Annotated in this window: 16 protein-coding genes; 6 read left to right on the top strand and 10 right to left on the bottom strand. The window is 48.4% G+C overall.

What is annotated here, in order from left to right:
- The first annotated feature begins 8 nt into the window (after window positions 1-8).
- Both EKM96_RS05570 and fni read left to right on the top strand, forming a co-directional pair.
- On the top strand, window positions 9-1,082 hold the full coding sequence (locus EKM96_RS05570) for a phosphomevalonate kinase (RefSeq protein ID WP_125640939.1): 1,074 nt from the start codon (window positions 9-11) through the stop codon (window positions 1,080-1,082).
- A 10-nt stretch (window positions 1,083-1,092) separates the two neighbouring features.
- Complete coding sequence (gene fni / locus EKM96_RS05565; protein ID WP_125640937.1) at window positions 1,093-2,130, top strand: type 2 isopentenyl-diphosphate Delta-isomerase; 1,038 nt, start codon at window positions 1,093-1,095, stop codon at window positions 2,128-2,130.
- A 54-nt stretch (window positions 2,131-2,184) separates the two neighbouring features.
- On the opposite strand, the gene EKM96_RS05560 is transcribed toward fni, so the two are convergent.
- Window positions 2,185-3,549 (bottom strand): RsmF rRNA methyltransferase first C-terminal domain-containing protein, encoded by a 1,365-nt coding sequence (locus tag EKM96_RS05560; protein WP_125640935.1) that lies wholly within the window; start codon window positions 3,547-3,549, stop codon window positions 2,185-2,187.
- Between the two features lie 213 nt (window positions 3,550-3,762).
- Between EKM96_RS05560 and EKM96_RS05555 the strand changes: the two genes are divergently transcribed.
- A complete protein-coding gene (locus EKM96_RS05555) occupies window positions 3,763-4,575 on the top strand; it encodes a Cof-type HAD-IIB family hydrolase (RefSeq protein WP_125640933.1) in 813 nt (270 codons plus the stop codon).
- Window positions 4,576-4,633: 58 nt separating this feature from the next.
- Here EKM96_RS05555 and EKM96_RS05550 read toward each other — a convergent pair whose 3' ends face one another.
- The 4 genes from EKM96_RS05550 to EKM96_RS05535 form a co-directional block, all read right to left on the bottom strand.
- Complete coding sequence (locus EKM96_RS05550) at window positions 4,634-5,782, bottom strand: ArgE/DapE family deacylase (RefSeq protein ID WP_125640931.1); 1,149 nt, start codon at window positions 5,780-5,782, stop codon at window positions 4,634-4,636.
- Window positions 5,783-5,900: 118 nt separating this feature from the next.
- The gene (gene glpK / locus EKM96_RS05545; RefSeq protein WP_125640929.1) at window positions 5,901-7,403 is read right to left on the bottom strand and encodes a glycerol kinase GlpK; all 1,503 of its coding nucleotides are present in this window, start codon (window positions 7,401-7,403) and stop codon (window positions 5,901-5,903) included.
- 175 nt (window positions 7,404-7,578) lie between these two features.
- Entirely contained in the window at window positions 7,579-7,767 is a 189-nt protein-coding gene (locus EKM96_RS05540) for a 2-hydroxymuconate tautomerase (protein ID WP_061776434.1), read from the bottom strand.
- A 326-nt stretch (window positions 7,768-8,093) separates the two neighbouring features.
- On the bottom strand, window positions 8,094-8,681 hold the full coding sequence (locus tag EKM96_RS05535; protein ID WP_125640926.1) for a restriction endonuclease subunit S: 588 nt from the start codon (window positions 8,679-8,681) through the stop codon (window positions 8,094-8,096).
- Here EKM96_RS05535 and EKM96_RS05530 point away from each other — a divergent pair.
- Complete coding sequence (locus tag EKM96_RS05530; protein WP_164510978.1) at window positions 8,674-9,297, top strand: restriction endonuclease subunit S domain-containing protein; 624 nt, start codon at window positions 8,674-8,676, stop codon at window positions 9,295-9,297. The genes EKM96_RS05535 and EKM96_RS05530 overlap by 8 nt on opposite strands.
- Here EKM96_RS05530 and EKM96_RS05525 read toward each other — a convergent pair.
- The 5 genes from EKM96_RS05525 to EKM96_RS05505 all read right to left on the bottom strand — a co-directional run bounded on the left by EKM96_RS05525 (window position 9,290) and on the right by EKM96_RS05505 (window position 17,273).
- A complete protein-coding gene (locus EKM96_RS05525) occupies window positions 9,290-10,207 on the bottom strand; it encodes a site-specific integrase (protein ID WP_125640919.1) in 918 nt (305 codons plus the stop codon). The two genes, EKM96_RS05530 and EKM96_RS05525, sit on opposite strands and share 8 nt — an antisense overlap.
- Before the next feature lie 156 nt (window positions 10,208-10,363).
- Complete coding sequence (locus tag EKM96_RS05520) at window positions 10,364-11,596, bottom strand: restriction endonuclease subunit S (protein WP_225417638.1); 1,233 nt, start codon at window positions 11,594-11,596, stop codon at window positions 10,364-10,366.
- Complete coding sequence (locus EKM96_RS05515; protein ID WP_125640916.1) at window positions 11,593-13,242, bottom strand: type I restriction-modification system subunit M; 1,650 nt, start codon at window positions 13,240-13,242, stop codon at window positions 11,593-11,595. The genes EKM96_RS05520 and EKM96_RS05515 overlap by 4 nt, the downstream gene beginning before the upstream one ends.
- Window positions 13,239-16,367, bottom strand: coding sequence for a type I restriction endonuclease subunit R (locus EKM96_RS05510; RefSeq protein WP_125640913.1), 3,129 nt, complete (start codon window positions 16,365-16,367; stop codon window positions 13,239-13,241). The genes EKM96_RS05515 and EKM96_RS05510 overlap by 4 nt, the downstream gene beginning before the upstream one ends.
- Window positions 16,368-16,388: 21 nt before the next feature.
- Window positions 16,389-17,273 carry a YitT family protein gene (locus tag EKM96_RS05505; protein ID WP_125640910.1) on the bottom strand — a complete coding sequence of 295 codons (885 nt, stop codon included), beginning with the start codon at window positions 17,271-17,273 and terminating at the stop codon, window positions 16,389-16,391.
- 285 nt (window positions 17,274-17,558) lie between these two features.
- On the opposite strand from EKM96_RS05505, the gene EKM96_RS05500 reads away from it, so the two are divergent.
- A complete protein-coding gene (locus EKM96_RS05500) occupies window positions 17,559-18,974 on the top strand; it encodes a C69 family dipeptidase (protein WP_125640907.1) in 1,416 nt (471 codons plus the stop codon).
- Between the two features lie 53 nt (window positions 18,975-19,027).
- On the top strand, window positions 19,028-20,539 hold the full coding sequence (gene yjeM / locus EKM96_RS05495; protein WP_125640904.1) for a glutamate/gamma-aminobutyrate family transporter YjeM: 1,512 nt from the start codon (window positions 19,028-19,030) through the stop codon (window positions 20,537-20,539).
- Window positions 20,540-20,739: the final 200 nt, after the last annotated feature.

Genomic DNA, 20,739 nt, shown 5'->3' with positions numbered 1-20,739 from the left:
CTGATTTTTTGATTTCCGCGCAAGCACCCGGAAAACTTTATATTGCTGGCGAGTACGCCGTGGTCGAACCGGGTTATCCGGCAATTATCGTTGCCCTTAACCAATTCGTCACCGTCACGATTACTCCGAGCCAAGACTATGGCCGGATCGCCTCCAAGCAATACCAAGAGAACTCCCTTTACTGGCAACGCCAGGGAACTGAGCTCGTTTTTGACAATCGTGATAATCCATTCCATTACATTCTTTCGGCCATCCGCCTCACTGAGCAATATGCCCAAGTGTTGGGCAAGCCCTTGGCGATGTATCACCTGAACGTCAACAGTGAACTGGACAGTGCCGATGGCAAGAAGTACGGCCTAGGCTCTTCAGCCGCCGTCACCGTCGCCACCATTAAGGCCCTCTGCCAATTCTATGATATCCCCATGACCAAGGACCGACTATTCAAGTTGGCCGCGATTGCCCATCTGGATGTTCAAGGAAACGGTTCACTGGGCGACATTGCCGCCTCCGTTTACGGCGGATGGATTGCCTATCAGGCCTTCGACCACGACTGGTTAGCCTCTGCACGCCGGGAATTATCCCTGACCGACCTCCTAACAACGGATTGGCCAGGCCTACAAATCGAACTCTTAACGCCCCCCGAATCCTTGAAACTCATGATCGGCTGGACGGGAACGCCAGCGTCAACCTCCCACCTAGTGGACAAGGTTGCCATCTTCAAAGCCACTCAACGCCAAGAATACCGCGCCTTTCTCGATGAGAGTCGCGACTGTCTCCACCGGATGATTGACGGGTTCCATCATCAAGATCTTGCCGCCATCCAACATGAGATCGCGGTTAACCGTGATCTTTTAAATCGCTTGGCCCGTCTCAGCCACGTGACCATTGAAACCGAATTGCTGAAGACCATGTGCGACATCGCCGTTCAGGTTGGCGGTGCAGCCAAGTCCTCCGGTGCCGGTGGTGGTGACTGTGGCATCGTCATCATCGATGCCGCCAACAACCTGGCACACCTTTTAAAAGAATGGCAGGTCCGCGGGATCGAACCGCTTAAGCTAAACGTCCATCACGTGATTGAATAAGGAGCTTACTATGGAAATCTCACGCCACGCCCACCGCAAGGATGAACATTTTTCCTTGGCCGAAAAATTTTATGCCTCAACCGCCAACAGTCAATTTGACGAGCTGCGGTTCATGCACCAGAGCTTCCCGGAAATGGGACTGGCCGACGTGAGCCTGACCACCCAATTCGGCCCATTAACCCTGACCAATCCCTTCTTGATTGAAGCCATGACTGGCGGCAGTCCCCGGACGGGTAAAATTAACGCCGCCCTCGGTCGAATTGCGGCGGCCAGCGGGGTTGCCGTGGCCAGTGGTTCCCAAAGCATTGCCCTAAAGGATGAATCGGCCATCGAATCCTTCACCCCATTACGGGAAAATAACCCGGATGGCATTGTCTTCGCGAACATTGGCGCCAACCACGGCGTTGCGGCCGCCAAGGCAGCGGTTGCGATGCTGGCGGCGGATGCCCTAGAGGTCCACGTCAACACCGCCCAGGAGTTAGTCATGCCCGAGGGCGATCGAGACTTTCACTGGTTAGATGAGATCGGCAATATCGTGGCTGCCCTCGACGTTCCCGTCATTGTAAAGGAAGTCGGTTTTGGGATGGCTCGAGAAACCCTGGAACAGCTGGTTGCCGTTGGCGTGCACTACGTCGACGTTGGTGGCCGGGGCGGCACTAACTTTGCCCAGATCGAAAACTTCCGGCGGCCCGAGAAGGAACTCAGTTATCTCGCCGGCTGGGGGCAATCCACCGTCGAATCACTGTTAGAAACCCAGACGACCCCTGAACTGGCCGTCATTGCTACCGGTGGCGTCCGCCAACCCTTGGACGCTGCTAAGTCACTGGCACTGGGCGCCCAAATGGTGGGCAGTGCCGGACATATCCTACATACGTTACTGACGACCGATGAAGTCACGACCAGCACGATGTTGACGAACTGGCAGACGGATCTGAAACGGATCATGACCCTGCTTGGCCATCGAGACCTGCAAAGTCTCGGCCAAGAACACCTGCTACTCTCACCGACCCTGCTGAATTATTGTGACCAGCGGCATCTCATTTACTAAGTCAAAAAGCTCGCTACCAACGATTGTTGATAGCGAGCTTTATTTTGTCATTGCTTATTCATCGTCTTCGTAAACCATAAACCGCAGACCCTTCGGGAAGAAGTTCTTTACCGTCTGACCCACAACCTTGCCGAAACCAACCGGTTGGTCGGCGGCGGTCAGGCGATACCACCCCTTGGTCGGGGCCTCGTCAAGGGTAAACGTCTCGCCGTGAACCCAGGCGCGCCACTGATCATCGGTAATCGCCAAGGAACGCTGAACGTCCCAGTCGGCACTGGCCAATGCTAAGGCATAGGCTGGCTCAAACCGGTTCTTCTTGAATGTTCCCAAATGAAGGCCCGGACGAAAGACATGTAGCCGTTTAAGATCGGGCAGGCCTGCCGGAACGGCGAACAGCTGGTCCTTAACCGTGACCAAATCGCTAAATGGTTGCTGACCAAGGACCTGCTTAGCGAAGTCACGCCACAGCCCCTGTTGGTCACTGGTCAGACGTTGCCCCAAATTGGCGGCCCCACGTGGCGACGTCGCCGGTCCCTCATCGCGAACCAACTTGGCTACGAAATGACCCTCGCCAGCCATCCGTTGTGGGAATAACCGCGCGGCATTAGCCAATTCAGGATTGCCATCGGCCCAATCAGGCCGGGCATCACTCACGCCACCCACCTTGGTGATGGGCGCCAAGTGAAAGTCGGGAAAGGTCTTCAGGACCCAGGCCATCATCTGTTCGTCTTCCTCTGGAGCAAACGTACAGGTCGAATAGATTAGTTGCCCACCGGGCTTAACCATTTTAATGGCCTCGGTCATGATCTCCCGTTGCCGGTCGGCACATTCCTGCACGTAGTCCAATGACCAATATTGCATGGCATCTGGGTCTTTACGGAACATTCCCTCACCGGAACAAGGCGCATCGACCAAAACCTTATCAAAGAAGTCAGGAAAGATTGGGCTCAGTCGATCGGGTGATTCGTTGAGGATCACAGCCGACCGAATACCAAACCGTTCCACGTTCTCGGCCAAAACTTTTACCCGCTTCCGGTTAATCTCGTTGGTTACCAATAACCCCTGGCCTTGAAGATAGCTGGCAAGATGCGTCGTCTTACCACCAGGTGCCGCGCACAGGTCCAACACCTTATCGCCAGGCTGTGGTGCAGCGGTTGCTCCCACAAACATGGCGCTGGGTTCCTGACTGTAAACGGCCCCACTCTGATGCATCAAAGAGCGCCCCTTCACCGATCCAAAATGGCCCCAAGGTTCATAGGGGACCGATTCGGCAGTCGTCACATCACCTGGAAGATTTCGGTGACTGGGATTAATCCGATAGCCCGACGTACTTGGTTGATCGAAACTGGCGAAGAAGTCGGCCGCCTCGTCACCTAAGAGGCGTTGGTATTTTGTTATAAAGTCTGCTGGTAGATTCACAATCATCGCTCCATCTTGTTAGTTACAACTAGTTATTTGTATATGACAATATGCTATTCCTAATCAAAACTTTCCGCGATTAATTATACGCGTTTCCACAGGACTCCTCCACCCTTTAAGCCCAAATTAAATGGTCGCATGTTTTCAGAAAATATGGTAAGTTAGGATGATTGATTCACCCGTTTTTCAAAAATAATTGTGAGGTGCCGCCACATGGAAAGAAAATTGATTGCCATCGATCTCGATGGTACGACTCTCAACTCCCAAGCCAAAATTTCACCAAAGACTCACGCCGTCTTGACCCGGGCGCGCGAGGCCGGCCACATTGTCAGCATCGTGACGGGCCGACCGAATCGAATCTCCGCAAACTTTTACGATGACCTAAAGCTGACGGGCCCCATGATCAACTTCAATGGTAGCCTAGGACACGTTCCCCATCAACAGTCGCCGGACGAGTATCAATACACCTTCAGTCGCGACATTGCCTTTGATCTCCTGCAACATCGAGAAGAACTTGGCATTCATATGATCGCTGCCGAGGGCAAGGACCTGTTCCTGGCCGTGCGTGATCAGCCAGTCGAGGTTGGCTTCTTCCCCACACAACTCCAAAGTAACCAGATTCTAAATCAAAAGTCCTTGAACAATAACCCCACCAGCTTGACCATTGCCGTTGACCGGCCCCAGCAACAAGGCCTCTTAGACTATCTGCGCACCAACTTCGATGACGAGATTGACGCTGCCCCGTGGGGCGGTCCTAATTCGGTCGTCGAACTTGGGGTTAAGGGCATACAAAAGGCTACCGGCGTTGAATTCTTAGCTCATCATTATCATGTCGATCGGCAGAACATCATTGCTTTTGGTGACGAACACAACGACTCCGCCATGATCGACTATGCCGGCTGGGGTGTCGCCATGCAAAACGCGACCGCGCCCATCAAGTCCCTGGCAAATGACATTACCCAACTCAACAACGACCAGGATGGCCTGGCAACCTACCTGGAAGACTATCTAAAATTAGCTGAATAAACGATCGACTAAGGGCGACATCTTCTTGATGTCGCCCTTTTTGTTAGAACCAAGTTCTTTAGTTTTCTAGATAAGCCGTGAATAATTTCTGGTACAGGCTCGTGAAGTCGAGAAACATTTGCCGGTCCACAAACTCATCCACTTGATGGGCACTCTCATTACCGGGACCAAAGACGATAAACGGAAATTGGTGGCCCTTGTCCTTCAACAGGTTCGAGGCATCGGTGACGGCCGGCAAGGCCAACTTAGGAATCGGCCCACCGGCGAATGATGCCCCGATCCGTGCAGCCAAATCGCTGAGAGGGGAATCCTTAGGCTCTTGCACCGGATTTTGCGACATGTAGACGTTCATCTCAATCTGGCCTCCCTGGTCATTGGCCTGATCGACTAACTTCTGAAGCGTCGTGGTAACCTGGTCATTATCGAACTCCGGAATCGTCCGGACGTTCATTTCGGCCGTCGCTGCCTCCGGAATTGAATTAACCTGATTGCCGCCATTGAAGACCGTCGTGTTGAAGGTCAGGTCCCCCAGAAAGTCATTGTACCGGTCGGTCTGCCGGAAATCTTGATTGGCCTGATGCAACAGGTCCAACAACGGATCGATGGCGTTAGCCCCTAGCTCCGGCATCGAACTGTGCGCTGCCTGTCCACGTGACGTTAATTTGATATCCATGGAACCCTTATGCGACGAGAACAGGTTATAGCCACTGGGTTCACCAATTAGTAGGGCCGACACGTCATCCATGGCACCTTGTTCATAGAAGGCCTGTGAACCGAACTCACCCACTTCTTCTGCAATGGTGGCCATTAACCGAATTCGGCCTTGCTGGGGTTGACCGGCCGCATGCAGTTCAATCATGGCAATCACCATGGCGGCAAGCCCCGCCTTCATGTCAACGGCCCCCCGACCCACCAATTTGCCATCGTGTTCCGTGAGCGTAAAGGGATCGCTGGCCCACTGGCTGACCTCACCCGGGGAGACAACGTCCATATGGCCGGAGATTCCCAAGACGGGGCCGCCTTGACCAATCTCTGCCACGAGGTTCGCCCGGTTGGTCGCCACCGGTAACAGCTTGGCCGCGATGCCATGATCGACCAAGACCTTTTGTAAATAGGTCGCCACCTGTTCCTCGTGATCATTCACCGATTGAATCGCGACCAAATCACTTAAGAGCTGAATCTTCTGATTTTCAGTAAAAACGGCCATACTCAATTCCTCCTTTAATCACTGCTGTCCCTGTCCAATAACGCGCGTCGATCGCCAATCCCCTAAACGATTGGCCTTACCAAAAAGGCACGGCTCCTAAAGAGTCGTGCCCGTATTCTTAATTTTGATGGAAAGCTTGGGTCGCTGAAATTGCGGCTTGCCAGCCATCGTAGCAGCGCTTCCGCTTGTCTTCAGCCATATGCGGCGTAAATTCATCACGGGATTTGTGCATCTTACGAATGCTATCTAGATCTGGCCAGAAACCAACGGCCAAACCGGCCAGATAGGCGGCACCTAAGGCAGTTGTTTCGTTAATCGCTGCCCGTCTAATTGGCGTATCCAGGATATCCGCTTGGAACTGCATCAGGAAGTCGTTGTTAGCGGCCCCACCGTCAACACTCAGGGATTGCAGGTTCAACCCGGTTTCCTTCGTCATCGTGTCGACCACGTCGCGCGTCTGGTAGGCAATCGCTTCAACCGTGGCCCGCACGAATTGTTCCCGCGTGGTGCCACGAGTCAGGCCGAAGACGGCGCCACGCGTCTCTTGGTTCCAGTATGGGGCACCCAGCCCGGTAAAGGCAGGAACCACGTAAACATCGCCCGTCGTCTTGGCATCGACCGCCATCTTCTCGGATTCGCTGGCATGCTCAAAGAAGCGCATCCCGTCACGCAACCATTGAACGGCAGAGCCCGCCACGAAGATGGACCCTTCGAGAGCATACGTGACATTACCATCGATCCCGTAGGCAATGGTCGTCAACAGACCATTATGGGAAATGGTTGGCTTGTCACCGGTGTTCATCACGATGAAGGCCCCGGTCCCATAGGTGTTCTTGATCATCCCTTTATCGAAGGCCGTTTGCCCAAACAAGGCCGCCTGTTGGTCCCCGGCAATCCCGGCGATTGGCACTTGGACCCCACTAAAGGTATACCCAGCGGTGTAACCGTAAATTTCGGATGAAGACCGGACATCGGGCAGCATTGAAGCCGGGATGTTCAAAATCTTCAGGATCTCATCGTCCCACTTTAAATCATTGATGTTGTAAAGCATCGTCCGGCTAGCGTTGGTGTAGTCGGTCGCATGTACACGGCCGCCAGTGAGCTTCCAGAGGATCCAGGTGTCAATGGTCCCAAAGAGTAATTCGCCGCGTTCAGCGCGTTCCTGAGCCCCTTCAACGTGGTCCAGAATCCAACGGATCTTGGTAGCGGAGAAGTAAGAGTCCACCACCAGCCCCGTTTTTTCGTGAATCATGTCTTCATAACCATCGGCCTTCAATTGGTCGGCGATTTCACTGGTTTGTTTAGATTGCCAAACAACCGCGTGGTAGATGGGTTCGCCAGTCTTTTTGTCCCAGATAATGGCGGTTTCCCGTTGATTGGTAATCCCAATCCCACGGACCTTGTAAGGTTGGACGTCTGAATCAATTAAGGCATCAGAAATCACGGATTGAACCGCATTCCAGATTTCATTGGCATCGTGTTCGACCCAACCTGGTTGGGGGAAGTATTGATGGAATTCACGTTGTGCCTGCCCTGCAATTTGGCCGTGCCGGTCGAATAAAATAGCGCGGGTACTCGTCGTCCCTTCGTCAATTGCCATCATGTATTGTTGATCATTCATCGTTTAGACTCTCCATTCATTCGTTGTTAGCAACGGCCTATTAATGCCGTGATATCGCACTTGGTTCCCAGTATACCGAAAACTTGCGATCAAGCCAAACGATTTTGCAAATGAAACCGCCACCATCGCCGATGTATCGGGTTTGGTGGCGGTTTATAAGTTTTCGCAAATGTTTTTACTTTTCGTCGCTCTTGAGGACACCCGCAACCCCGTAACGGTCTGGTTGCATCTCACGTAGGATCACGTGGACGTGTTCTGCTGGGGCTCCAGTGTTCTTCGTGACAGCGGTGGTAACGTCTTGTACCAAGGCCTTGAGTTGTTCCTGTGATCGGCCAGCGATCAGGTCAATGTTTACGATTGGCATAGTTGGCATTCCCTTCTTTGGTTGCTTTCGATAAGGCTATTATACCGGGAAAATTGGGGCGGGACAACTGGAAATGATTGTTAGGATTGCTGAATTTTGGGCAAAATAACTCTCAGTGACGATTGTTTGGTTGATTTACTAAGTTGTTGTGGGTAGACAGTAAGTAGCATCTGGATGATTGAATGCATATCTAGGCATTTTGAGAGATTTGATGAGTTTTAATGCAAAATACACTGCTGGAGGACGATTTCATTTCAAATGAGTAATTCTTTGAGATCATTCTCAAAAGAAATTGACGATTTTCCATCACGGAATTCTAATTACACTTATAGAATATTTGTAATGGTGAGCTGTCTGATTTCTATTGATCCTTTTTTACTCAGCATACGCTGTCGTTCATTGGCAACGATAAGGGCGTCTACAAAATTACTCAGTTGACCAATCTTTTTTTGCTCACTTATCTCTCCAGGTACCATAAATTCCAAGAACTTTAGATTTCTTTGACTTACACCATGAGCGGTTCCTCCTGTTGAAAGTCTTCTTAGCAACTGATGTATTCCTGGGGTAGTCAAAGCTACTCCCAAAAATGCGCTGTTAACCATTTCAACATCTGGTCTCAAAGCAATCACTCTTTGGCTTAGAATATAGTGATGGTCATTATGATGCAGAACGACAACATTTCCCATCGGAGCTTCAGTTGTGAAAATAATGTCATCTTTTCTCAGCTCCGAACTTTTCATCCATCGGGAATAAAGCAATTCATCTCCAAAATGTGCATCAACTGTGGTATCAATGTAACCATTCTTTATATTTAGTGCTGAAAGTGCTGCGAATGATCCGGATGGCGTCCAGGTTAAACCAAGCTTTTTTGGAGTTCGTCCTCTAAAATCAATGATTTCTTTAACATTGTTCAAAAACTTACGCTGCTCCCAAGTAAGAGAAACAAATGAAACCGTTTTGAGCGTGATTACCTGGGAGCAGCGTAAGTTAAATGAAATTGCCGTTATTAATCCGAGTGAGAGCTTGCCATCAAGATTTTATTATATTGATTTAGATGCTGTTAATCGTGGGAGAATAACGAATAGGAAAAAGTTGTCCCTCGCTGAAGCTCCTTCAAGAGCACAACGAGTTGCACACTTACAGGATGTTTTCTTTCAAAACGTTCGACCTTATCAGAAAAACAATGTGATTTACTCTAATAGTTCAATTCCAACGGTATTTTCATCAGGGTATACACAGATTAGAACTAAGATCGACTCCGAATTTATGATATCAGCACTGGAGGACGACCTATTTGTTCATAATGTATTAATGCACAGTACAGGAACTAGTTATCCGGCTATATCATCAAAGCAATTAGGTGCCCTTCAATTGTTTATACCTGAAAAAAAAGAAACAGAATACGTTGGTAGCCTTTTTAATGTGGTTGACAACCTTATCGCTGCCAATGAACGACAGAATAAAAATAAGCATCTGTGGTCTTGCGTACCAACAGAAGCTCATTTAAGGAAAAACATATTAACTAAATAAGACTGGCCAAATGTTTCATCACCTTATCATTATCTTGATTCTCAAGTTCCTGAATAATGTGTAGATAAGTTTGTTGTGTCGTAGTCATATTAGAGTGGCCTAATCTTCGTGCAACGGAAGCAATACTAACACCAGCATATAACAAGAGAGAAGCGTGTGTATGTCTGAGCCCATGAACCGAAATCACCGGCACTTGCGCCCGTTTACAAAGTCTCTCAAGATAATGATTCACTGTGTCATTGTAGATTTTGCCATTTACAAATATCGGTTTGTCCTCTGGCAGCCCCTTTGTTAACTGAGAGAATTGAATCACACTTTGCCAATCCAAGGGAATTTTTCGCACAGATGAATCATTCTTGGTTGGCGCAAAGCCGCCCTCATTAGATTTATAATCCCAAGTCTTATTCACCGTTAACGTCTGATGAGCGAAGTCAAAATCCTCTGGCGTAACCCCTAAAGCTTCCGCAAATCTCAAACCAGTCTTGGCAATTAGTGAAATAAAATAGTCCCAGTTCACTTCACCTTCAAGGTGCAATTCGTTCAAGAGTGCTTGAAGCTCATACTGATGTAAATACTTAATCTTATGCTGCTGATGCGGTGTCCCCTTGATGATGGCCTTCCTTGTTGGATCCCGACTGATCAGGCCCTCTTCCAACGCATCTAATAACGAGCTCTTTAAATGGCGATGAAAGTCCATTGTCGTCTGTCGTTCATGTGTCTCGGCATAATCATTCAAGAGTTGCTGATAACTCAATCGTGTAAGTTCTGACATCTTCAACTCCGGCGCTAATTTTCTTAATTGTTTAGCAGTCATCTCGTACTTTTTATAAGTCACTGACCTGACTGCACCCAACTTATACAACTCCATCCACTGACTGAAGTATTGGTAGAACCTTTGAGTATTATTCATATCCATTCCCCCAAAATTAAAAAAGTTGACTAATCTTTAATCGATTAATCAACTCTTTTATATCTGAATGAATATTCAAACTACCAGTAAAACAACTCACAACATCCAGCTATTGTCGCTCAACCGCAGTGTATAGCCTACTTGATTGAATAGATATTAAACAAACAAATTCTGCATCAAGAACTTCTTGACTTGTTTGAGTCTTTCCAACTTATCCTCATTGGCAGCGATAAGGGAATCGATCTCTAATAATATGGACACGATCTTGTGTTGTTCTTGAAGCTTTGATGATAACTGTACTTTCCCTTTCAGCACATCTTCATTTTTTACTTTCATGTCATTCTTGGCACCTTTATTTACCAACGGTCGCAAATAATTATTTAGTCGTGCATTACTTTCAAAATAGTACTGGATTAGTGGAGAGTAAAGTGTTGGCAAAGGATTATATACGGCATACAAAGTTGAAACAATACCGGCTACGCCACTGTTAGTTTTTATGATTCCGTAAGGATTCTTTTTTAAAGGGCTCTTTGTATATACAATGTCCCCGTGTTGAACTATCCCATAGCTCAGAACAGACTTCCCGGCAAACGAGCGTCCTTGAAACTTGATTTGATTCACTACACCGTATTCTCCAGATATTGAAAGCACGTCAGTTTTTTTGAACAAGCTTTCTAGATTCTTTTTTCTAGAAACTTGTAAGTAATAACTTAGCTTACGCTGCTCCCAATGGTCCTTAAAACCCTTAAATCGCCATTCTACCGAAAAAAGTTTTTGCAACAGTAACCTTTTCAGTAGTTTTAATTGTCCTACGTTTTTCTCATTGGCAGCGATAAGGGAATCAACTTCAGTAAGAATTTGTCCAATTTTATCCTGCTCAATAGTCTTTGTAGGTACATTGAGTTTCATTACTAATAATTCAGGCTTTGTCACACCTTTAATTGATGTGCCTTGTGCCACTTCCCCCATAAAAGGCATCATGACATAGAGCTTATATAACAAAAATAACGGAGATATTCGTAAACCTACCAGGGTCAAAAAATCTTGACTAGTTGCATATTGGAACGGGACATAAGCGATTTTTCCAACACCCACTCTAGTTACAATTGAAATTGAATTTTTAGAAATTAATTTGGCTGCAGATTCTTTTAAAGCCCTTTTTGAAATAAATTGTTTTATTTCAGCTTTTTTCAAGACCAAATGTTCGAGTTGAACATTCGAACTTTGGATCCAAGGAATGTCGCCTTGCCAAAAATCCCGGATTTTTTTGGAAGGTGTTCCACCTCCTATTGTCTGCTCAGTTAACTCTCCCAGCTTACGCTGCTCCCAATCATCCTCAAATCCCTTAAACCGGATCCGCGGATTCATTTGCTTTTTCTTCTCCATCATTTAAAAATCCTCTTAAGAGCCTCAAGCTGCTGTTGAGCGTCAGCGTCTTGGCCAACCAAATCATCCAGCATCCCGCTTAAACTGCTCTGTAATTCATCAATCTGCTTATCTGTTTCCTGCATGTCGGCAACTAACTTATCAACATCTACAGGGGGTTCTTCTTCGAAAGTATCCACGTAACGAGGAATATTTAGATTGAATTCATTTTCCTCAATCTCTGCTAAATCAGCCTTATGGGCATATTTATCAACATCTTCTCGCTTCACATAGGTATCGATAATCTTATCAATATCCGTATCGCGTAAGTAGTTTTGATTCTTTCCCTTCTCAAAGCCCTGTGAAGCGTCAATAAAGAAAATGTCCTTCGTCGACCTGTGCTTCGAGAAGACCAAAACAGTCGTGGGAATTGAAGTAGAATAGAACAATTTATCCGGCATTCCAATAACCCCATCTAAATAATTCTTTTGAATCAAGGCTTTACGAATCGTTCCTTCAGCAGCGCCACGGAACAAGACCCCATGTGGAAGGACAATCGCCATCTTCCCGCTATCTGACAAGTGATAAAGGCCATGCAAGAGGAAGGCAAAGTCCGCCTTTGATGCCGGTGCCAGCTTTCCATAATCCTTGAACCGCGGGTCCTTCAATTTATTGGCATTGTTATCCCACTTGCTAGAGTATGGCGGGTTAGCAACCACGGCGTCAAAGCTCCGAGGATGGTCAACACCGTCGGCATCAGTTCCATCGGGCCAGTCAGACTCCAAGGTATCCCCGTTGCGGAGATCCATGTTTTGATATTCCACCCCATGCATCATCAAATTCATCCGTGCCAAGTTGTAAGTCGTGGTATTTAATTCCTGTCCGTGGAAGTGAACGCGATCATGGTCACCCTGTTCATTCAAAGCCTCTTGAACGGTTAACAGCAACGATCCTGAACCCATAGTTGGGTCATAAACGCTGAATTGGCTACTGCCACTCTGGACGTCCAATGTAGCCAGACGAGCCAAAACCTTGGAAACTTCGTGCGGCGTGTAAAATTCTCCGGCCTTTTTCCCGGAGTTACCTGCGAACTTAGCAATGAGGTATTCATAGACATCCCCTAAGATGTCATGGCCCGCTTCATCATTGTAATCAAAGGTGTCCACGGACTGAACGATTTGGCTCAGGGCTTGTGCTCGAGACACCGTCGAATTCCCCAGCCGAGAATTTCCCAAGTTAACATCGTTAAAGATCCCACGAAAGTCTTGTTGTGAATTGCTGTTTAACTGGGCATTCTTATCAAATTCATCAAACATGTCTTGGAAATCGGAAGGCTTGATCTGACTGTCATTAACCTTTTGCGTAATTGTCCGCCAAGTAAACTCTGGGGCAATCGCATACCCCAATTCACTCGCAGCATCCTCAAGGTAGTCGTCGACACCATCTTCGGCAACCGCTGCCGTATAAGCGTCATTTACCGACTGTCCTTCGGCAACATCGAAGACTTTAGATTTAATCCAGTGTTGTTCTTGATGCTCCGAGAGATACCGATAAAACATGAATCCTAAGATATAGTTTCTGAACTCGCTGGCATCCATATTTCCCCGCAGGTCATTGGCCATGGCCCACAACCGCGATGTCATGTCTTGTGCTTCTTCTCTTTTACTCATAGTTGCTCCTTAAATTCTTGATTGATTTGGTCGGCGAATTTCGTAAATTCACTCCGCAATTGATTACGATACTTAATCTTCGACAATGCCTGAATATTTTCATCCGTCGCATCGGTCTTGTAGTAGCGTTGACCTTTGGTAATGATGTCGGTCAACTCGTTATTTTCGCTTAAGTCATCGTTACCCGTGATGTGTCGATCCAGGATCAAATTCATCTCGTCCTTCACACCCTCGGCATCGACTAGCCCCCATTTTTGCCGAAAAGCCAAAATGACGGTCCGCCGACTCCGTTGATTATGTTCCTCCAAGATGCCTTTAATCGCCGAAGACTTAACGGGATACTCTGGAACCAAGTCGTGGTCCAATTGGCCATTGTGAACATCTGCGGCCATTCGCTTAACCTGCTGACCATATTGACGATCTGCCAGTTGATCGGCCATATCATTAATCTTGCCAAAGGTTTCATCTGCGGCATCTTGATCACCATCATTGGTTTCATTCAGGAACTGTGCAATCAATTCTTCAAGATAGTCATAATTAACCTTGACCTCGTTGACGTGTTCCATTTGTAAGTCGAAGTCGCCATAGTTAATACCATTGTCAGTATCACGTTTAACAATAGCGTCAACTAAGTTATTAGCAATCGAATTGGTCAGTCGAACCTCTTGATCCGGGGTAATACCAATTGTTTCCAATAGCTTATCTGGCTCATCATAATCATATGAATCGTCTTGCTTTAGCAGGGCCATCGCGTGATTATATTGCTTTAACAGATCCAGGGCCTGGTCTTGCTTGGCCTCACTCGCCGGGATATGGTCGAAACCATTAGTTAAGTCCGCCAACTGGTCAACCAGCTTGGTAGCCGTAGCCTGCGTGGCCTCAAAGTCTGGAGCAATAACATCCACGCCGTCTTCATCAGTATTTGGCAGTTCAATTTGAATATTCGCCGAATTCCGGTCGGCATACGTCCGCAAGGCTTCGTTCATGAGCTTCTCAGTCTGCGCCGGCCAACGATAGTTAACGATTCGGCCATAGGGCTTCTGTTGCATATCCTGAATCCGGTTGGTCCGTGAGTATGCCTGAATCAAGTTAGCGCCCTGCATGGTCCGATCAACGTAAAGGGTATTCAAGTATGGGGCATCAAATCCGGTCAGCAACTGGTCGATGACGATTACAATATTTAGATAATCAGCGGGATCCGTACTGATACTCCGATTCAATCGGGACACCACATCCTCGGTATATTCCTTGACGGTATCATCCCCGAAGGCCGTTCCAAATTGCTTATTGTAGGCCACCATTGCATTGTGCAAGCCCTGATTGGTCTGCAACATATGATTACCATTGGAATTGTCCTGGCTAAACGTCACCGCAACCTTCAGTCGCTTGTCAGCTGGGAGCTCAGCATTCCGCCGTTGAAATTCCTCAAAATACTTAATTGCCATGGGTGACGAGGCCTTCCCGCCACCAACATGGGTCGTCAACATGGCGCTGTACCGGCCGGAAACGGACCGATTTCGCCACTTATTTAAGATATCATCGACCACCAATTTAACGTGATCGTCATTATCATCATAGACACCGGAATTAACGGAGTCGTCCATGTCCTCACGGGATAAATGGTCAATCTTGTATTTAATCTGTTCCTGAGTCCAGTCGGGATGCTTCTCCTGATAGAAGGCCGGTAAGTACTGTTCCTTCAACACATCCTCGGACAGCGTCGTATTGAAATCGACCTTGAATCCCAAGACATTTCGGTCCGCAATGGCCTCCCGAATCGTATACGCGTGAAGTAAATCGCCAAAGATCTCCTGCGTCGTGATTCCGTCAAAGCTTGGCGTCCCGGTATAACCAACCCAAGCGCCATGCGGGAAGCCAGCCTTCGCCCGTTGTAACATGTCACCACTGGTTGAACGATGGGCCTCATCAACAATGAACACGATATGTTGATCGGGCTTCTTAAAGTTAGCCCGTTGAACCAATCGATCCAGCTTTTGAATCGACGTAACCACGATACCGCCGCCCTTTTGTCGAATCTTTTGGCCCAAGACACTGACGTTCGCGGTGTCCGTCACGACCCCATTTTTATTTTCATCATTGGTATCCGGATCGTAGGCGGAATAATTATCAACCGTTTGCTGAGTCAACGCAATGCGGTCCACGATGAAGACGACCTTATCGACATTGGGTAACCTTGACGCCAACCAAGCCGTCTTAAAACTGCTGATGGTCTTCCCTGAACCGGTCGTGTGCCAGATGTAGCCAAGTTTCTGACTATCTAAATTAAAGCTAGCCTCCTTGATCTGTTGAATAACCTTGCGCGTCGCATACACCTGGTATGGCCGCATCACCTTTAACATTTGGTGATGCTGAGTGCCATCCAGAATCATATAGTTAGTCGCCATCTGATGGGCCATGGGAATCGACAACATCCGATTCAAGAAGTCTCGCCAGGCCATGACTGGTTGATTATTATCTTCCCGCTGCCAGTGAAAGGCAAAGTCAAAGTTGAACTTATCCGCCGTCGTATTCGCCATATAACGGGTATCGTCCGGCGTCATCCCAATCAGAATTTGCACCGTGGAATAAATATCCGTGAACTGCCCTTCGGTGGCGTACTGTTCCATCTGGTTCAGGGCCTCTGTAACGTTATGATTCGCGGCCTTTTCCTCAATATGAATAATCGGGAGCCCGTTAATCAACAACGTGGTATCAAAGCGCCGATCCCGGTAGCCCGCCAACTTATGTGGCCGTTCAATCTGATTCACCACTTGATAGACGGTATTTCCTGCTCCAACATTGGCCTGATCAAATACCGTGAGGAAGATATGCCGACCGTCATCCATGTCAATTTCGACCTGGGAAACCCCATTTAAACCATACAAAAACTTTCCGGCTAGATACGGTGTCTCCAAATCATCAATTTGTTTTTTCACTTGAGCGAATTCGTTACCACTCAAGGGTTTGTCGATTTTATCCTGATTATTTTTCTCAAGAATTTGTTTAAAATTAGCCCACAACTGTTCCGTCTGGGTAATGTCAGGCACGTATTGCCATTGCTTGGTCCCACCAATCTGTTCGAGGTAACCAATCAACTTGTTCTCAAACTCTAATTCCGCATCCATCGTTGTCCATCCTCCCGATTTCTACTGCTGGGCCTGCTTGGCTTCCCGCTGTTCCGACTGACTAATAAAGTTTCCTTCAATGTCGATGGTGTTGACCAGGTTAACGAAGGCGTGTTCGTCGACTTCCTTAACGGCCTGTTCCAGGTCATACAACTCATAACGAGAAATAACCACCATCAACACGTTATTTTCCTTGCCGGTATAGGCACCGGTTGACGGTAACACCGTGATCCCCCGAATCAGGGTCCGGTTCAATTCATCAACCACCGTTTGCTTGTGACTGGTCACGATGAAGGCCGTTAACTTCTGATGTCCGGTATGAATACCATCAACGACGCGCGACATGGCATAAATGGAAATGATGGTGTATAGCGCACTCTCCCAGCCAAACATGAAGCCGGCCACCACCACGATGGTAAAGTTAATCATCATCATGAGGGTCCCAATCGTTCGGCCAGTGGTCTTCTCCAAGACAACAGCAATGATATCCATACCACCCGTTGAGAACCCGTATTTTAAGGGATAACCAATCGAGACGCCGGATAGAATGCCCCCAAACAGGGCCGCTAACAGAGGATTATTTGAAATATTATGTACGGGTACGACAATCGTCAAGACAGAGGTCAGAATCGCCACGATAATGGAATATAGCGTGAACCGCCGCCCCACCTTGAACCAGCCTAACAGGCCAATGGGGATGTTGAAGAGTAGGATAAACCACCCGGTACTGACGTGCATCCCCGTCATCTCTAGAACGGTCGCGATAATCTGTGAGACCCCGTTGATCCCCGCCGAGAAAATCTTCCCCGGCACCAGGAACTCATTCAGTGCAATCGCACTGACTACTGAAGACATGACCATGATTAATAACTGTTTAGCCAGCTCGCGCTGCCGCTTGTTACCCATAACTATCGTCCTTTCCAGAAACATTGCTCCCATCATTATACCTAATTTAATGAATAAATGGCTCATATTTCCCGGGCTTTCCCAAATGTTTCGCGCGGACAATACTCTTAATTTCCAATCCAATCGATGTTATTAATGAATATATTAGTTCAAAATGTATAAATATTTGAATATCCAGAAAATATAAATAATTCAATGTAAATTCTGCCGAAAAGGCCCGGTTTTCCACGAAACATGATAGAATAGAAAACGTAAATTTATTCATTAGAGAGAGGAGCGCTCCGTTTGAACTATTCGGCTTGCACGAGTATTTTAATTGGACCCCGGGCAACGACCGATGGGTCCGTCATCATTGGGCGTAACGAGGATGCTAAGGCCGCTTGGCCAAAACACTTCGTCGTTCACCCAGCAACGACCGCAACCACGCCGCAAACCTTTGTCAGTCAGGATAATGGCTTCACCATGCCATTACCCCTGCACGCTGCCAAATATACCGCCACGCCCGAATGGACGTCTAAGTATGGCCTATTCGAAGAAGACGGCTTCAACGAATTTGGCATCGCCATGAGCGGCACCGAGAGTACCTATTCAAATGAGCGCGTCCTAGGCGCCGATCCCTTGGTTAAGGACGGTTTGGGTGAAGAGGCCATGATTACCGTGGTCCTGCCTTACATTCATACCGCTCGCGAAGGAGTCGCCCGCCTAGGCCAATTGATTGAACACTACGGGACCAGCGAATCAAACGGGATTCTGTTTGCCGATCAACACGAGGCCTGGTACCTGGAAACGGGTGCCGGTCACTACTGGGTCGCTCAACGAATTCCCGAAAATGGGTACGCCGTCGTCGCCAATCAAATGGCCATTCAGGCCATCGACTTCAACGATGCCGACAACTTCATGTTTGCCCGCGACCTCCAAGCGTTTGTCGCCGACAATCACTTGAATCGGCATCGCAATCAATTCATTTGGCGGGATATTTTTGGGACGCAAGATCAATCCGACCTGTACTACAATACCCCACGGGTTTGGTACGGACAAAAGACCTTGACCCCGAGTGTTTCTCAGGCTCCCCAGTCGTTCGACCTGCCATTCATTCAGTATGCCGACCGACTGCTGAGTGTCGATGACGCCCAGGCCTTCTTGAGTAGTCATTACGAGGAGACACCGTACGATCCCGTTGGTTCCGGCTCACCCGAACAACGAACGGCATTCCGACCAATCAGCTTGGCTAAGACGCAGGAATCACACGTCTTACAGGTGCGGCCCGACATGGACCCTGCCCTGGCCGGCATTCAATGGTTAGCCATGGGCGTCGCGGCGCAAAGTGTTTACGTGCCTTTCTACGCCGGCATCGATAGCACGCCGGATGCGTATCATCTGGGGGCCGAAACCTACGACACCCAGTCGGCCTACTGGGTCTATAAGTTGGTGAGCGTCCTGACGGATGCCCACTACCACGAGGCTTGGCCCACCGTCAGCGCCGTTCAAAAGGATCTGCGCATCGCCTTCAAGCAATCCGTTCAACACACGGACCTGGTTGGCAAGCAACTGTCTGGTCCCGAACTCAATCACTTCTTAACGCAACAAGCCTTCGGCAACGCCGCATTGGGAATTCGGCGTTACCGAGAGTTGGCCGCGACCTTAATCACTCAGGCCACCGACCTTGGTCCGCTGAATTATCATCAGGATCTAAATCTATAAACAAGGTGGTTGTCGCTAATTGAGCGGCTTCACTATAAATGGGAGATATCATCATGGGAAAGCAAAAAAAGATCGGCGTTTCGAGCCTGATCTTAATGATTTTTTCGGCCATCTACGGTTTCGCTAACACGACCGTTGCTTATGACCAAATGGGTTACGCAAGTATTATCTGGTACATTTTAGCTGCACTACTGTTCTTCTTGCCAAGTGCCTTGATGCTGGCCGAATATGGGTCCGCCTTCAAGGAAGCCAAGGGGGGCATTTACTCCTGGCTGGCCGGATCAATCGGTGAAAAGTGGGCCTTCATTGGGACCTTCATCTGGTTATCCTCATGGATTATCTGGATGTTATCCACTTCCACCAAGGTTTGGATTCCACTCTCCACGTTAATCTCTGGGAGTGACCAGACGCAAACCTGGTCCTTCTTGGGCTTGTCCTCAACGCAAACGGTTGGCCTGCTCGGGATCTTCTGGATCCTGGCCGTCACCTTCTTCGCTACACGTGGGATGAACTCTATTGCCAAGATTTCTTCACTCGGGGGCTTCTTCGTGATGTTCCTGACCGGGGTCTTCTTCGTGGCCAGCATTGTCATCTGGTTCTTAAATGGTGGCCAACTCGCCGAACCAATCCATGGCATTCACAGCTTCGTCAGCTCACCAAATCCTGGCTTCTCATCCCCACTGGCCCTGCTTTCCTTCATCACGTATGCGGTCTTCGCATACGCCGGCATGGAATCCATGGGTGGGATTACCGATAGTATGGACAAGCCTGAAAAGACGTTCCCTAAGGGACTTATCATTTCAACGATTGCCATCACCATCATGTATTCCCTCTCCATCTTCATGTGGGGGATCAGCACCAACTGGCACCAAGTGTTGGGTGGCGACGAGGTTAACCTTGGGAATATCTCTTACGTCCTGATGAACAACCTCGGGCTGGTCTTAGGGAAGGCCATGCACCTTTCCACTAGCACCGCTGCAACCATGGGCCAACTCTTGGCTCGCTTCACTGGGTTGAGTATGTTCATGGCCTACTTAGGGTCCTTCTTCGTTCTGGTTTACTCCCCACTGAAGTCCTTCATCATGGGATCTTCACCAAAGCTATGGCCTAAGAAGATGACGAAGTTAAACAAGGCCGGTTTACCAGCCTTCTCCATGTGGCTCCAAGCCATCGTGGTCGCCGTCTTCATCTTCTTGGTGGCCTTCGGGGGTTCCGCTGCGAACAAGTTCTACTTGATTCTGACCGACATGGCTAACGTCTCCACGTCCTTCCCTTACCTCTTCTTGATTGGGGCCTTCCCATTCTTCAAGAAGCGTCAGGACCTGGACCGGCCATTCGAAGTCTACACCAGCCGTTTCTGGACCAACACCATTGTCACGTTGGTCCTGATTGTCCTGGTTGGTGGGATTGGCTTCACCTGCCTGGAACCAATGTTGGAACACGACTACATGACCGCCTTCTGGACGGTTATCGGCCCAATCTTCTTCGGTGCCGTGGCCTGGATCTTCTACCACAACGCCCAGAAGCGCAATGACTTAACCGAAACCGCTTCTGACGAAGACTAATCTAACATTTAAAGGGTGCCCTGCCTGGGCACCCTTTTTTAACTAAAATTATTGAATCGATAAACTAACGCCGTTTATCATCTGACAAAACCGGCCCGGTTACCATTCCCTTAAACTTCAGGACGCAACCGATGATGCATCCCAAAGCTTATGCCAGGATTTGTAACCACCGCATCAATCCGGTTCTCGCGGCACGGTCG

Source organism: Levilactobacillus tangyuanensis (genome assembly GCF_003946545.1).
Taxonomy (GTDB): Bacteria; Bacillota; Bacilli; order Lactobacillales; family Lactobacillaceae; genus Levilactobacillus; species Levilactobacillus tangyuanensis.
Note: the sequence above shows the minus strand (reverse complement) of the source record. Positions and strands in the feature narration are given on the sequence as shown.